The organism is Ruegeria sp. AJ12, from assembly GCF_056536245.1.
This window is the reverse complement of record NZ_JBQFJJ010000001.1, coordinates 432,456-445,000: the sequence shown is the minus strand read 5'-3', so window position 1 is coordinate 445,000 and position 12,545 is coordinate 432,456. Positions and strand designations below refer to the sequence as shown.

Genomic DNA, 12,545 nt, shown 5'->3' with positions numbered 1-12,545 from the left:
CTCCCATATCCATGCGCCCGAGGGGCTCTTGGTCAGGTTCCAGTCATATCCGAACAGCAGATCAAAATAGCCGTTGTCCCATTTGATCGGGTTTGCCGTCCAGGCGCCTTCGATACCGCTGGTCGTGGTGTCATCGCCCTTGCCACTGCCGAACTTGTTGATCCAACCGAGACCCATGTCCTCGATCGGCGCAGCTTCGGGCTCGGGACCGACCAACTCCGGATCACCCGCGCCGTGGGCCTTGCCGAAGGTGTGGCCACCGGCCACCAGAGCAACGGTTTCCTCATCATTCATCGCCATCCGTGCAAATGTGTCGCGGATATCCCGACCCGACGCCAACACGTTCGGCTCGCCATCAGGGCCTTCGGGGTTCACATAGATCAAACCCATCTGCACGGCAGCCAGCGGATTCTCCAGATCGCGCTCGCCCGAATACCGGCTGTGCGGGTTGTTGGTCGGCGCCAGCCACTCGGTTTCTGCACCCCAATAGATGTCTTCTTCAGGAGCCCATGTGTCCGCGCGACCGCCACCAAATCCAAAGGTCTTACCGCCCATCGATTCGATCGCGCAATTACCGGCCAGAATGATAAGGTCGGCCCAGGATATCTGGTTGCCATACTTTTGTTTGATCGGCCACAACAGGCGGCGCGCTTTGTCCAGGTTGCCATTGTCCGGCCAACTGTTGAGCGGCGCGAACCGCTGTGACCCGCTGCCTGCGCCACCGCGGCCGTCAGCAGTCCGATAGGTCCCCGCGCTGTGCCATGCCATGCGGATAAACAACCCACCGTAGTGGCCGTAGTCGGCAGGCCACCAGTCCTGCGAATCCGTCATCAGCGCGTACAGGTCTTCTTTCAGCGCCTTGAGATCCAGTTTCTTGAATTCTTCGGCATAATCGAAATCTGCACCCATCGGATCCGACGCAGGGGCGTGCTGATGCAGAATCGATAGATTCAGCTGATTGGGCCACCAATCCCTGTTTGACCGGGTACCGGCGCCATGCATTACCGGGCATCCGCCCATGTTTGGGGTGTCACTTCCGTCCATGTCTATCTCCATTGCTGGCAAAGTTTCGGGTGCTTCGCGCGGTCAATTCTGTCGTGAACAAGATCACAGGGATATGTCGCTGGAATCAGTCGCCGGGTCCGGATGGATAGAGCGGATCTGCGGGCGAAGGACTTCAACGACTCTTTGGTCTTGCTTCCTCTCAGATATAGCAAACCAAAACCATGCAAATAAGTTTTGTTTTTAGATGATATCCATAACCCAGAGCTATGGCTTTTATAGCAGCGAATGGGCTCGACGCCGGTGGAACTTCAACGCCTCGCAAAATTACCTTGGGTCACAACAGGTGTCCGGCGATTGTAATTTTGCCGCGCACGTTCACTGTCGTATCATTGGATACGGGCTTGGGGCGACAGTGTGAAAACCATGCCTCGTGTCGAACTGATCGGCACTGCCAACCCGGTCGTGGAAACAGGGATCCCGGATGGAGTTTGACTATGTAATCGTCGGAGGGGGATCGGCAGGGTCGGTCCTTGCCAACCGCCTGACCGAGGACCCGGGCAAACGCGTCTGCCTGCTTGAGGCCGGTGGGGATGGCAACAACATTCTGGTTCGGATGCCATCTGCCGTTGTCGCCGTATTGCCAGGCCGGCCCAAGATCGGAAACTGGGCGTTTGAAACCGTGCCGCAAGCGGGCCTGAACGGGCGCAAAGGGTATCAGCCGCGGGGCAAGGCCTTGGGCGGGTCGAGCGCGATCAACGCCATGCTCTATATCCGCGGTCAACGTGAAGACTATGACGGCTGGGCCGCTCAGGGCTGCACCGGGTGGGATTGGGACAGCGTTCTGCCGTATTTCCAACGGTCTGAGAACAATGAACAAGGTGCGGACGACCTGCATGGGTCCAGTGGCCCGTTGCAGGTGTCCGACCAGAAAGAACCACGCCCGATCACCCACGCCTTTATCGAAGCCGCCGAGCAGATGCAGCACCGGCGGACAGATGATTTCAATCGCGGCGACAATGAGGGGGTCGGCCTGTATCAGGTCACGCAGTTCCACGACCCTGAGAGAAACGGTGAAAGATGTTCTGCCGCCGCGGCTTATGTTTTTCCCGTCATGGATCGGCCCAACCTGACTGTCATCACCCATGCCCACGCCAAAGAACTGACGTTCGATGGCAAGCGCGCGACCGGCGTGATCTACAGGAAAAAGGGCAAGGGACCCGACATACAGATCTCGGCGCGGCAAGAGGTATTGATTTGCGCGGGTTCGCTGATGTCCCCCCAACTGCTGCAATTGTCCGGAATCGGGGCAGCGGACGAGCTATCCCGGCACGGGATCGCCGTGCGGCATGAACTGCCGGGTGTCGGCAAGAACCTGCAGGATCACCTCGATTTCATTCTCGCCTACAAGAGCAAGGATACCGACAATTTCGGCATCGGCCCGGTCGGCACTGCGCGTTTGCTGGGGCACCTCTGGCGCTGGCGAAAAACCGGTGTTTCGATGGCGGCCACCCCGTTCGCCGAAGGTGCGGCGTTTCTGAAAACCTCGCCTGATCTGGATCGCCCTGACATCCAGTTGCACTTCACCATTGCGTTGGTGGATGATCATGCGCGCAGGCTGCATTACGGCTACGGGTTCAGTTGCCACGTGTGTAAACTGCGCCCCGAAAGCCGCGGGACGGTGGGTCTGCAAAGTGCCGACCCGTTTGCCGCGCCTGCGATTGATCCGGCCTTTCTGTCCGACGACCGCGACCTCGAGACATTGATCAAGGGTGCGCGGATGATGCGCGATATCCTCGAAGCACCCGCGCTGGCCAAATACCGGCACAAAGAGTTGTTCGGAACCGACACCGCCAAAAGCGATGAAGACTGGGAAAGCCACATTCGAGCGCGCGCCGATACGATCTATCACCCGGTCGGCACCTGTAAAATGGGCATAGACGACATGGCAGTGGTCGACCCGGAACTGCGGGTGCGCGGGATCGACGGGCTGAGGGTTGTCGATGCCTCGATCATGCCCACGCTTGTTTCGGGCAACACAAATGCGCCAACCATCATGATTGCGGAAAAAGCGGCCGACCTGATCAAGGCCGCAGCAACGTAACGCGCCCTAACGGCTTTTCATCAAGGCCTTTAACCCGACGCGGTAGTCGGGATAGAGCAGTTGCACGCCCAACTCATCCTTGATCCGTGTGTTTCGAACCCGCTTGTTCTCATTATAAAAGCTGCGAGCCATCGGCGTCAGATCGGCCTCGTCATAGGGAATCGCCGGCGGCAACGGCAGACCCTGCAATTCCGCCGCATAACCAATGACATCCTGCGGTGGCACGGGCTCGTCGTCACAGACATTATAGATGGCACCCGGGTTCGGTGCATTCATCGACGCCATGAGTATCTGCGCGATATCGTCCACGTGAATGCGCGAAAATACCTGCCCCGGCTTGATGATGCGCCGCAGGCCGCCGCGCTTGAGCTTGGAAAATGGCCCGCGCCCGGGGCCGTAAATGCCCGCCAGCCGAAAGATGTGCACAGGCAGATCCGGAGTGGCAGACCATTGCTGTTCGGCCAGCAATCGCCATTGGCCGCGCTTGGCGGACGGCGTGGGCGGCGTCGATTCGTCGACCCAGTCGCCCTGATGATCGCCGTACACCGCAGTCGTCGACAGATACCCGACCCATTCAAACTGCCCGGCCCGTTCCGCGATCTCATCGCCCAGCGCGGCGAGCACCGGATCACCATCTGCCGAAGGCGCGGTCGAGATCAACAGATGCGTTACCCCATCAAGGTCTGGCTTTTCTCCGGGCCAGATCAGCGGTTCAGCGCCCGAGGCCCGGATGGCATCCGTGCCCGCATTGTCGCGCGTCGTACCGATGACGCGCCAGTTTTTTGGCGTCAGACTGCGGGACAAGGCCTGAGCCGAATACCCGTGACCAAATGAAAAGAGCGTATTTGTCATACGCCCTTTGATGATCCGCCTGAACCGAGGATGCAAGCGCCGCATGGACGCACTTGATTCGAATCCTCCGATGCGCCTTTCTTTAATGTATGAGCCAGAAAACACCCGACATACACGCGGCCTACGCGCTGAACTCGCCGGATGACAACAAACGTCTCTATGCCGAATGGGCCGGGGACTATGACGACAACTTTGCCGCCCTCGAGGACTATCAGTTGCACATCCACACCGCCCGCGCCTTTGTCAGCGCCGGCGGACAGGGCCCGGTTCTGGATGTGGGTGCAGGCACCGGCCTGTGCGGCGGCGTACTGGCCGGTCTGGGGGTCGGGCCGATTGATGCAACCGACATCAGTGCAGAGATGCTGCATCAGGCCATGCTCAAGGATATCTATCGCGACGCGATCGAGGCCGATCTGACCCAAGGCATCCCGGTTCCGCGCGACAGCTATGCCGGTATCGTCTCATCCGGCACCTTCACCCACGGACATCTGGGCCCCGAGGCTCTGCCGGCCCTTTTGCGCGTCGCACGATCCGGTGCACAGTTTGCGCTGTCGATCAATGCAAAGCACTTTGAAAAGCTGGGCTTTGCCGAAGCCTTTCGCGGATTGGAACAGGATCAGATCCGCAATCTCACCCTGCCCCAGGTGCGTATCTACGGCGATCTCGCCGCAGGTCCCAACATGGATGATACCGCCTTTATCGCCCTGTTCGAGAGAATTTAGCGCCCCTTCCAGACCGGATCACGTTTTTCGGCAAAGGCGCGGGCACCTTCCAGATTGTCTTCGGACCCATAAAGCAAATCAACCGTCGGCAATTGCCGCTTCGTGATCCGGTTCATGATGTCCTGGAACTTTGCGTCTTCAGCCTCGCGCACAACTTCCTTGATGGCCGCGTAGACCAAAGGTGGACCACTGGCCAACAGACGGGCCAAGTCCCACGCCCGGTCTGCCAACTGATCGGACGGCACAATCTCATTGACCAGACCCCAGCGATGAGCTTCGTCCACATCAAACCACCGTCCGGTCAGCAACAACTCCATTGCGATATGATAGGGGATCCGCTTGGGCAGTTTCACGCTGGCGGCGTCAGCGACAGTGCCCGAGCGAATTTCCGGCAGTGCAAAGGTCGCATGATCCGCCGCCAGAATTATGTCGGCGCTCAGCGCCAGCTCCAGCCCACCGCCGCAGGCAATGCCGTTGACGGCCGCGATCACCGGTTTGTTCAGGTCCCGCAATTCCTGCAGCCCTCCGAACCCGCCAACGCCGTAATCCCCGTCCACCGCATCACCGTCAGCAGCGGCTTTCAGATCCCAGCCGGGACAAAAGAATTTCTCGCCTCCGCCCGTCAGAATGGCCACGCGCAGGGCCGGGTCATCCCGAAACTCGCGGAACACGTCGCCCATGATCCGGCTGGTCGCCAAGTCAATGGCATTTGCCTTGGGGCGATCCAGCGTGACATGCAAAATGGCGTCATCACGTTTGGTTTTGATCGGGTTCATAAGCTTGCCTTTCGGATCAACGCATCCACTGCAACCGCCGCATCGGGGCTGCAAATGAGCGGGTTTACTTCAACTTCGCCGACGCATGACGCGTTGGCAACAACGTAGGACTGAACAGCCTCGACAGCGTCCAGAATGGCATCCATGTCAGCGGCCGGTTTGCCGCGATATCCCGTCAGCAAGGGTGCGCAGGCGAGCGTTCCCAAGGCGTCGCGGACCGCTTCGCGGGATGACGGAACCAACACCGACACAGTGTCTCGCATGATCTCGGTCAGGACACCGCCTGCGCCCAGCGTCAGGACGAACCCATGTGCCGGATCGCGGGTTACTCCGATCAGCAGCTCAGCGACACCCCCGGTCACCATCTCTTCGATCAGAACGTCGGGCGTCCCGATCTGCGCCACTATCCGGGTCAGTTCGCTGTAGGGGACGCCCAGACGCACCGCGCCATGTTCGGATTTATGCGCCAGACCCACGCCTTTCACCGCAAAGGGGCCGGTCAATTCGTCCACCGACTCCGCAAAGCGATCCGCACGGGTCACAACGCGGTCCGGGACCTGCACACAAAAGGCGGCCAGTGCGTCCTTGGCCTTTGCTTCGGTCAGAACCTGATCCGGTTCCAAGGTCGAGGGCAGCAATACAGGCTCCGCCAGCACCGGCATTGGCTGTGCGGCAGCCTCAATCGCAGACAAGGCCTCGTGAAGGCCTGCAAACGGAACCACTCCGCCCTCCAGCAGTTTTTGCGCCACATCCTCGGGCATCAGTTCCGGCAATGTTGCGGCTACGGCAAACGGACGACCGGTCTCCCGCGCACAATTCAGGGCGGCCTGCGTCGCGCAGTCCCAATCCGTCGCGTCGGTGTGCGGGTAATCGACGACAGCAACCGTTATGGCCGTGTCCGGACCTGCCAGGCCTTTCCACGCCCGCGTCATCGCAGGCGCGTCCCGCCAGATATACGTGTGGTAATCCAAAGGGTTCGCCAAGGCCACCATCGGCCCCAGCGCGTCGCGCAGATCACCTGTCTGACGGTCGGTCAAAGGTGGAAAATGCAGGGCCCGGTCCTCGGCCATGTCCGCTGCAAGGCTGGCCTCGCCCCCCGAGCAACTGATCATGGCCAGCCCATTGCTGTCGAGGCGACCGGTGACGTGCAACAGTTTGAGGCATTCCAGAAAGCTTGGAATATCGGACAGGCGCGCAATACCCAGCCGATCCAGAAAGGCCTGCGCCCCGGCATCGCTGCCCGCCAGCGACGCCGTGTGAGAAATTGTTGCCGCCTGCGCGTGATTGGATCGCCCCATTTTCAGGGCAATGACAGGCACGTTCCGGTCCCGCGCCTTTCGCGCGAGGGCTTCCCATTTCCGCAGATCCCCGAAACCCTCGATATGAACGCCGATAGCGGTGATCCTATCATCGTCCAGCAGGGCCGAGGCAACATCGGCCTGATGCGTCTGCGCCTGATTTCCGCAGGTCAGCATAAAGGCCAGCGGCAATGCGCGGCGCTGCATCGTCATGTTGATCGCGATATTCGAACTTTGCGTCAAGATCGCCACGCCTCGCTCCACCGGGTCCATCCCGTGCTGATCCGGCCAGACGGCCACCGGATCCAGCGCGTTGACAAACCCGTAGCAATTGGGCCCGAGGATCGGCATATCACCCGCTGCCGCCACCAATTGCGTTTGCAAATCGGCAGCCTGATCATCCTCGGCGTGCGCTTCGGTGAAGCCGGAGGCAAAGCAGACGGCCCCGCCCGAACCCACCGCAGACAGAGCCGCGACGGCCGAAACGGTTGCATGTCGGTTGATGCCCACAAAAGCAACATCCGGGGGCGCGGGCAAATCCTCGATCGTGGCATAGGCCCGCTCCCCACCAACCTGTTCGGCCTTGGGGTGAACCGGCCAGATTTCGCCCTCAAACCCGAATTTGCGGGCCTGATGGATCACCTGTGCACACCATGCGCCGCCGCCAATAACGGCGAGAGAGTCTGGGTTCAAAAGGCGTCCAAGTGGCCTCATGCGCCAAGTGCCCTGAGCAAGTCCCGGCTGATGATATGGCGCTGAATCTCGCTGGTACCGTCCCAGATGCGTTCAACCCGCGCATCGCGCCAGAACCGCTCCAGCGGATAGTCGTCCATCAGCCCCATACCGCCATGGATCTGAATCGCCGCATCCGTCACCCGCGCCAGCATTTCCGACGCGTAGAGCTTGGCCGACGCGATCTCGCGGTTCGCTGGCAGACCCTTGTCCAACCGGTCCGCTGCGGCCAGCGTCAGCAGATCCGCCGCATCGATCTCGGTGATCATATCGGCGATCTGGAACGAAACACCCTGAAACTTGCCGATCTTCTGGCCAAACTGCTCGCGCGTTGCGGAATAGTCCAGCGCGTAATCAAACGCCCGGCGCGCGCGACCCACGGACATGGCAGCCACAGTGATACGCGTGGCATAGAGCCAGGTGTTCATCACCTCGAACCCGCCATCGACCTCACCCAGAACCTGTGAATCCGGCAGGCGGCAATCGTCGAAATCCAACACCATATTCTTGTAGCCGCGATGGCTGACCGATTTGTAGCCGTCCCGGATGGTGAAGCCCGGCGTGCCCCGATCCACCAGAAAGGCCGTGATCCGTTTTTTCGGCCCCTTTGGCGTCTGGTCCTCTCCGGTTGCGATAAAGACGATGATGAAATCCGCGTGCTCAGCGCCCGAGATGAAGTGCTTGGTTCCGTTGACAACCCAGTCACCGCCATCCCGCACCGCTGCGCATTTCATGCCGCGCACGTCCGACCCCGCGCCCGGTTCGGTCATGGCCAGAGCGTCCATCTTTTCCCCGCGCACGGCGGGCATGAGGTAACGCTCGATCTGCTCGCCTTCACAGGCCATCAGTATGTTTTGCGGGCGTCCAAAGAAATGGTTCAGAGCCATCGAACCCCGGCCCAGCTCCCGTTCGACCAGAGCAAATTCCAGATGGTTCAGACCAGCACAGCCAACGCTTTCCGGGAAGTTGCAAGCGTAAAAGCCCAACTCGAGTGTCTTCCGCTTGATCTCTTCCGCTGTCTCTTGCGACACCTCTCCGGTCCGTTCGACCAGCTCTTCATGCGGGTAAATCTCGTTCTCGACAAAACTGCGCACGGTCGAAACGATCATTTCCTGTTCGTCGGACAGGCCATATTGCATCAGAATTCTCCACCTCTGGGCGTGCGCGTATCGTGACCACGCTTGAGAATCACTTCATGCATGATTAGACGTTTATCATGCAGAAATGGACTAAATCCCCCTCTGCGCCGCAGCAAATCGGTGTGCTCCTGTTCGAAGGGTTTTCGAACCATTGCCTAGCAAACACGGTCGAGCCGTTGCGGGCCGCCAACACCCTGTCGGGTCGCACCCTGTATGACTGGACGTTCCTTTCATTGATCCCGGGCCCCGTGACCTCATCCTCGGGCCTGCAAGTCGCGCCGCATGACGCGCTGCAACGCGCAGGCGGAGACGTTCTTATGGTGATGCCGTCCTACGGGTTTCGGGCACATGGGAACTGGCACACGCAGGCGGGGCTGAGATCAGCGGCGGGCCGGTATCGCGCCTTGGCCGGGTTGGACACCGGAAGCTGGCTGCTGGCTTTGGCGGGCCTGTTGGACGGGTATCGGGCAACCATCCACTGGGAAGAACTGACCGGATTTACTGAACGGTTCCCTGAGGTCGATGTGGTCAGAGAGAGGTTTGTTATCGACCAAGATCGCATCACCTGTTCCGGTGCCATGGCGGCCTTTGATCTGATTTTGCACCTGATTGGCCGCGACCAGGGTCAGGCTTTGGCGTTGGAAGTGGCACAGCTGTTCATGACCCGCGATTCCGCGCGATCCCATGTCGGTGGCGCGGGCGCGACCAGTGGATATGTCAACAAAGCCCTCGCTCTCATGCAGGAGCATTTGGAAGCCCCGTTACCGGTGTCCGAGATTGCCAACCGGGTGGGCCGGTCCCAAAAAGCGCTTTCGGTTCGGATGCGGGCTGAGCTGGGCGCGGGCCCTACGCAGGTCTACCGCCGTCTTCGCCTGAACCTCGCCCGCAAGCTGGTGGCCGAAACCGACCTGAGCATCGGAGAAGTTGCCCTGCGCGCCGGATATCAGGATCCCAGCGCATTGACACGCGCGTTCAAAGCGGAATTCGGTGAAACCCCGCGTGCCCTGAGACCGCGCTAGGTATACATCTGCTTCTTGTAGGCCCGCGTCCGTGTCGTCGCCTCGGCCGAGCCGTCATGATAGGTGCCGAACCACTTGTCGAACGGGATTTCCGAGGTGCCATAGTTGCACTCGAAATACCGATGATGCAGCTGGTGAAAGAAATCCCCGACGCGGGCGGCCTCGGTGTCTCCGGCCTTGAGCTTTTCAAACCCGGAATGGGACAGAACCGGGCTGATCTGCTGGAAATAGCTGTGAAACAACAGATGCAGCGGATGCGACGGCACGATCAGGTGGATGAAATAGGTCGTGAAATACAGGAGGTTTTCGAACCAATGGTTCGAAATTCCGGACCACGGGCCAATATTGACGTTGCGGTGATGTACGGCATGCACGTGTTTGTAGAGCTTGGGATGATGTTCCAGCCGGTGCACCCAATAGAAATGCAAGCCTGACCACATGGGGATGAACAGCATCCAGATGATGAACCAGACCGGCGCGCTGGCCCAGGTGATGGTCGGTGCCCAGCCATTCGCCATCGCCCAGTAGATCACCCATTGATAGATCGTCGCCACGGTCATGGCGCTGCCCAGCGTCCACCATATGTTGTCCAGAACCTGATTGCGAAACGTAAAGTTCCCGTTGTCGCGGGTCAGGTCCCGGCGGTCGAACTTTTTGTACATGCCCTGTCCTTTGCGCATGTACAGCCACCAATGCAGGCCGCCCGCGACCAGGATTTGCGGCACCATGTTCAAAAGCCAGATGCGGAACATCCAACCCGGTGAGAAGCTCTTCATAGACTCTAATTCAGGGAAAAAGAGCACATAAGCTATCACGGCGATCACCAGACACAGAGTCAGCGAGGTGATCTGCAGCCACGCACCGCTATACCACCTCAATACAGCCATGGGGCGCGGCGGCCAGCTGAACAGAGGGTTCAGTCCCACCGGACCTTCGGGGTGGTAGTTCCAGCGGGCGGCTTCGGGATCATGCGCGGATTCGGTCATGGTCGTCACCCTGATTTCTGTCAGGTCGCGTAGTCCGAGCCTTCCGCGTCAAGCATCGCCTTGATCTCGCGCAGATGGGCCTCGGCCTGATCGGGATAATCGTCAAGCTCTTGTGCGGTCTTCTCGGCGATCTCATCCGACAGAACCCGCAACGGCTGGCCGGTCTGCAATGCACGGATGTAAGTTTCGGCCGCGCGCTCGAAATAATAGAGCCTGTTAAACGCATCTGCCGGGTCGCTGCCAATCACCAGGACCCCGTGATTGCCCATGATCATGACCTTCTTTTTTGGGTCAGACAGCATCGAGGCGCAGCGTTCACCTTCACTTTCGAAAGCCAGTCCCCCGAACTCCTGATCGATGACATAGCGATTGTAGAATGTTGCCGTGTTCTGATCGATGGGGGGCAACGTGCTGTCTGCCAGCGACGCCAGAACCGTTGCAAAGATCGAATGGACATGCATGACGCAGCGCGCATGTGGGCAGTGCCGGTGAATGGACCCGTGGAGCCCCCAGGCGGTCGGGTCCGGCGCGCCCGGTTGGGTCATCACGTCCCGATCACCGGCGTCCAGCAAAAGCAAATCCGACGCCCGGATGCGGCCAAAATGCATCTGGTTGGGGTTCATCAGGAACTCTGTGCCGTCTTCGTTCACCGCAAGGCTGAAGTGGTTGGCGACGGCTTCGTGCATATTCAGGCGTTCGGTCCAACGGAACGTGGCGGCCATATCCACACGCTCGGACCAGTGGTCGATATTCGGGCGAAGACTGGCGACACTCATGGCAGACCTCCTGTGCTGGCCGGGTTGACCCAAAGCCTGCACCCGGTTCCCGAAATTGACCAACGAAAAAAACGCAACTATCTCATTAGTAAAACTTATGATGAGGTTATGGGAGTGCAGAAACAGCTACCACCCTTGGGTTGGTTACGGACGTTCGAAGCCGCCGCGCGCCATCTCTCCTTTACCGGCGCGGCGCGCGATCTGAACATGACGCAAAGCGCCGTCAGCCAGCAGATCAAATCCCTTGAAAGCCATCTGGGGCGGCCTTTGTTCTTGCGGCGACCCAAGGCGCTGGAGCTGACCGAGGCGGGCATCACCTATCTGCCAGTGGTGCGCGACGCCTTCAGAACACTGGTGCGCGGGACACAGGCCGTTACCGGCGCCCAGCAAAATGCGGTGCAGGTGCAGTGCAACATAAGCTTTGCGGTCAACTGGCTGGCCCCGCGCCTGCCCGCCTTTCGCGCAGAACATCCGGAGGTGCAGCTCAACATCTTCACCGAACTTTGGGAGCCTCGGGAAATGGCCGAAGGGGCAGCGGTAGAGATCCGCTTTTCCTTACGGCCCGCCGACACGGTCCGGACCGAATTGCTGCGGACCGAGTATTACTACCCGGTCTGCGCCCCGGATTTCGAGGTCACACTGGACACGCTTCAGCAGCAACCGCTGTACGATTGCTCAAACCTGCTGTCCAACTGGGCAGCTTGGGCCGACGAACAGGCTCTAACCTGGGAAAATCCGCCGATAACGTATGCCACGACCTATCTTGTCTGCCTGTCGGCCGCACAAGCCGGGGGCGGATTGTGTCTGGCCCATGATGCCATTGCAGACCGGATGATCGCGCAAGGTAGATTGGTTGTGCCTTTCGAGCACAAAGCCCCAATGCCCGAGGCCTATTATCTGCTGTTGTCACCACAGGCCGAAGAAACACCCGGTGCTGTGGCCTTTGCGAAGTGGGTGCGCCGCGAATTTCGGCGCGATCTCTAAAAGGATGGTATCGGGCGGGCTCCCGCCCATCTTCATTGCCCCTTTCGGGGCAATCCCTCTGGTTGGGCCGGGCGGCGCTGACACGCCGCGGCCGCGCATAAAAAGAAACGGGACCTGCGTTTTAAGTTCCTTTCATGATACCGAATTACCGGGGT

11 protein-coding genes (1 of these 11 only partly in view) are annotated in these 12,545 nt (G+C 59.8%); 4 read left to right on the top strand and 7 right to left on the bottom strand.

Features of this window, described 5'->3' with window-relative positions; translation table 11 throughout:
- Positions 1-1,044, bottom strand: the 5' portion of a protein-coding gene (gene katG, locus ACR3E0_RS02190; RefSeq protein WP_480475754.1) for a catalase/peroxidase HPI. The gene continues 1,161 nt to the left of window position 1, outside the view; the window shows 1,044 of its 2,205 coding nt (coding positions 1-1,044); it begins with the start codon at positions 1,042-1,044; the stop codon falls past the left edge of the window.
- Between the two features lie 442 nt (positions 1,045-1,486).
- On the opposite strand from katG, the gene ACR3E0_RS02185 reads away from it, so the two are divergent.
- Positions 1,487-3,106: a GMC family oxidoreductase gene (locus ACR3E0_RS02185; RefSeq protein WP_480475752.1), complete on the top strand. Its 1,620-nt coding sequence runs from the start codon at positions 1,487-1,489 to the stop codon at positions 3,104-3,106.
- A gap of 6 nt (positions 3,107-3,112) precedes the next feature.
- Here ACR3E0_RS02185 and ACR3E0_RS02180 read toward each other — a convergent pair whose 3' ends face one another.
- On the bottom strand, positions 3,113-3,958 hold the full coding sequence (locus tag ACR3E0_RS02180) for an SDR family oxidoreductase (RefSeq protein ID WP_480475750.1): 846 nt from the start codon (positions 3,956-3,958) through the stop codon (positions 3,113-3,115).
- Positions 3,959-4,047: 89 nt separating this feature from the next.
- Here ACR3E0_RS02180 and ACR3E0_RS02175 point away from each other — a divergent pair, with 89 nt between their 5' ends.
- Positions 4,048-4,680 (top strand): class I SAM-dependent DNA methyltransferase, encoded by a 633-nt coding sequence (locus tag ACR3E0_RS02175; protein WP_480475748.1) that lies wholly within the window; start codon positions 4,048-4,050, stop codon positions 4,678-4,680.
- Here ACR3E0_RS02175 and ACR3E0_RS02170 read toward each other — a convergent pair.
- From ACR3E0_RS02170 to ACR3E0_RS02160, 3 genes are read right to left on the bottom strand one after another with little or no spacing between them, the layout of a single operon-like run.
- Positions 4,677-5,456 carry a carnitinyl-CoA dehydratase gene (locus ACR3E0_RS02170; RefSeq protein WP_480475746.1) on the bottom strand — a complete coding sequence of 260 codons (780 nt, stop codon included), beginning with the start codon at positions 5,454-5,456 and terminating at the stop codon, positions 4,677-4,679. The genes ACR3E0_RS02175 and ACR3E0_RS02170 overlap by 4 nt on opposite strands.
- Positions 5,453-7,468 carry an acetate--CoA ligase family protein gene (locus ACR3E0_RS02165; protein WP_480475744.1) on the bottom strand — a complete coding sequence of 672 codons (2,016 nt, stop codon included), beginning with the start codon at positions 7,466-7,468 and terminating at the stop codon, positions 5,453-5,455. Before ACR3E0_RS02165 ends, ACR3E0_RS02170 begins: the two co-directional genes overlap by 4 nt.
- The gene (locus tag ACR3E0_RS02160; protein ID WP_480475742.1) at positions 7,465-8,625 is read right to left on the bottom strand and encodes an acyl-CoA dehydrogenase family protein; all 1,161 of its coding nucleotides are present in this window, start codon (positions 8,623-8,625) and stop codon (positions 7,465-7,467) included. Before ACR3E0_RS02160 ends, ACR3E0_RS02165 begins: the two co-directional genes overlap by 4 nt.
- Positions 8,626-8,702: 77 nt before the next feature.
- Here ACR3E0_RS02160 and ACR3E0_RS02155 point away from each other — a divergent pair, with 77 nt between their 5' ends.
- The gene (locus ACR3E0_RS02155) at positions 8,703-9,644 is read left to right on the top strand and encodes a GlxA family transcriptional regulator (RefSeq protein ID WP_480475740.1); all 942 of its coding nucleotides are present in this window, start codon (positions 8,703-8,705) and stop codon (positions 9,642-9,644) included.
- Here ACR3E0_RS02155 and ACR3E0_RS02150 read toward each other — a convergent pair.
- A complete protein-coding gene (locus tag ACR3E0_RS02150) occupies positions 9,641-10,630 on the bottom strand; it encodes a sterol desaturase family protein (RefSeq protein WP_480475738.1) in 990 nt (329 codons plus the stop codon). The two genes, ACR3E0_RS02155 and ACR3E0_RS02150, sit on opposite strands and share 4 nt — an antisense overlap.
- A gap of 20 nt (positions 10,631-10,650) precedes the next feature.
- Complete coding sequence (locus tag ACR3E0_RS02145; RefSeq protein WP_480475736.1) at positions 10,651-11,406, bottom strand: class II aldolase and adducin N-terminal domain-containing protein; 756 nt, start codon at positions 11,404-11,406, stop codon at positions 10,651-10,653.
- 108 nt (positions 11,407-11,514) lie between these two features.
- On the opposite strand from ACR3E0_RS02145, the gene ACR3E0_RS02140 reads away from it, so the two are divergent.
- The gene (locus ACR3E0_RS02140) at positions 11,515-12,390 is read left to right on the top strand and encodes a LysR family transcriptional regulator (protein ID WP_480475734.1); all 876 of its coding nucleotides are present in this window, start codon (positions 11,515-11,517) and stop codon (positions 12,388-12,390) included.
- Positions 12,391-12,545: the final 155 nt, after the last annotated feature.

Coding starts and splice junctions, on each gene's coding strand:
- ACR3E0_RS02185 (WP_480475752.1), top strand. CDS start 1,487: ATGGAGTTTGACTATGTAATCGTCGGAGGGGGATCGGCAGGGTCGGTC.
- ACR3E0_RS02145 (WP_480475736.1), bottom strand. CDS start 11,406: ATGAGTGTCGCCAGTCTTCGCCCGAATATCGACCACTGGTCCGAGCGT.
- ACR3E0_RS02170 (WP_480475746.1), bottom strand. CDS start 5,456: ATGAACCCGATCAAAACCAAACGTGATGACGCCATTTTGCATGTCACG.
- ACR3E0_RS02150 (WP_480475738.1), bottom strand. CDS start 10,630: ATGACCGAATCCGCGCATGATCCCGAAGCCGCCCGCTGGAACTACCAC.
- ACR3E0_RS02165 (WP_480475744.1), bottom strand. CDS start 7,468: ATGAGGCCACTTGGACGCCTTTTGAACCCAGACTCTCTCGCCGTTATT.
- ACR3E0_RS02180 (WP_480475750.1), bottom strand. CDS start 3,958: ATGACAAATACGCTCTTTTCATTTGGTCACGGGTATTCGGCTCAGGCC.
- ACR3E0_RS02175 (WP_480475748.1), top strand. CDS start 4,048: ATGAGCCAGAAAACACCCGACATACACGCGGCCTACGCGCTGAACTCG.
- ACR3E0_RS02160 (WP_480475742.1), bottom strand. CDS start 8,625: ATGCAATATGGCCTGTCCGACGAACAGGAAATGATCGTTTCGACCGTG.
- ACR3E0_RS02140 (WP_480475734.1), top strand. CDS start 11,515: ATGGGAGTGCAGAAACAGCTACCACCCTTGGGTTGGTTACGGACGTTC.
- ACR3E0_RS02155 (WP_480475740.1), top strand. CDS start 8,703: ATGCAGAAATGGACTAAATCCCCCTCTGCGCCGCAGCAAATCGGTGTG.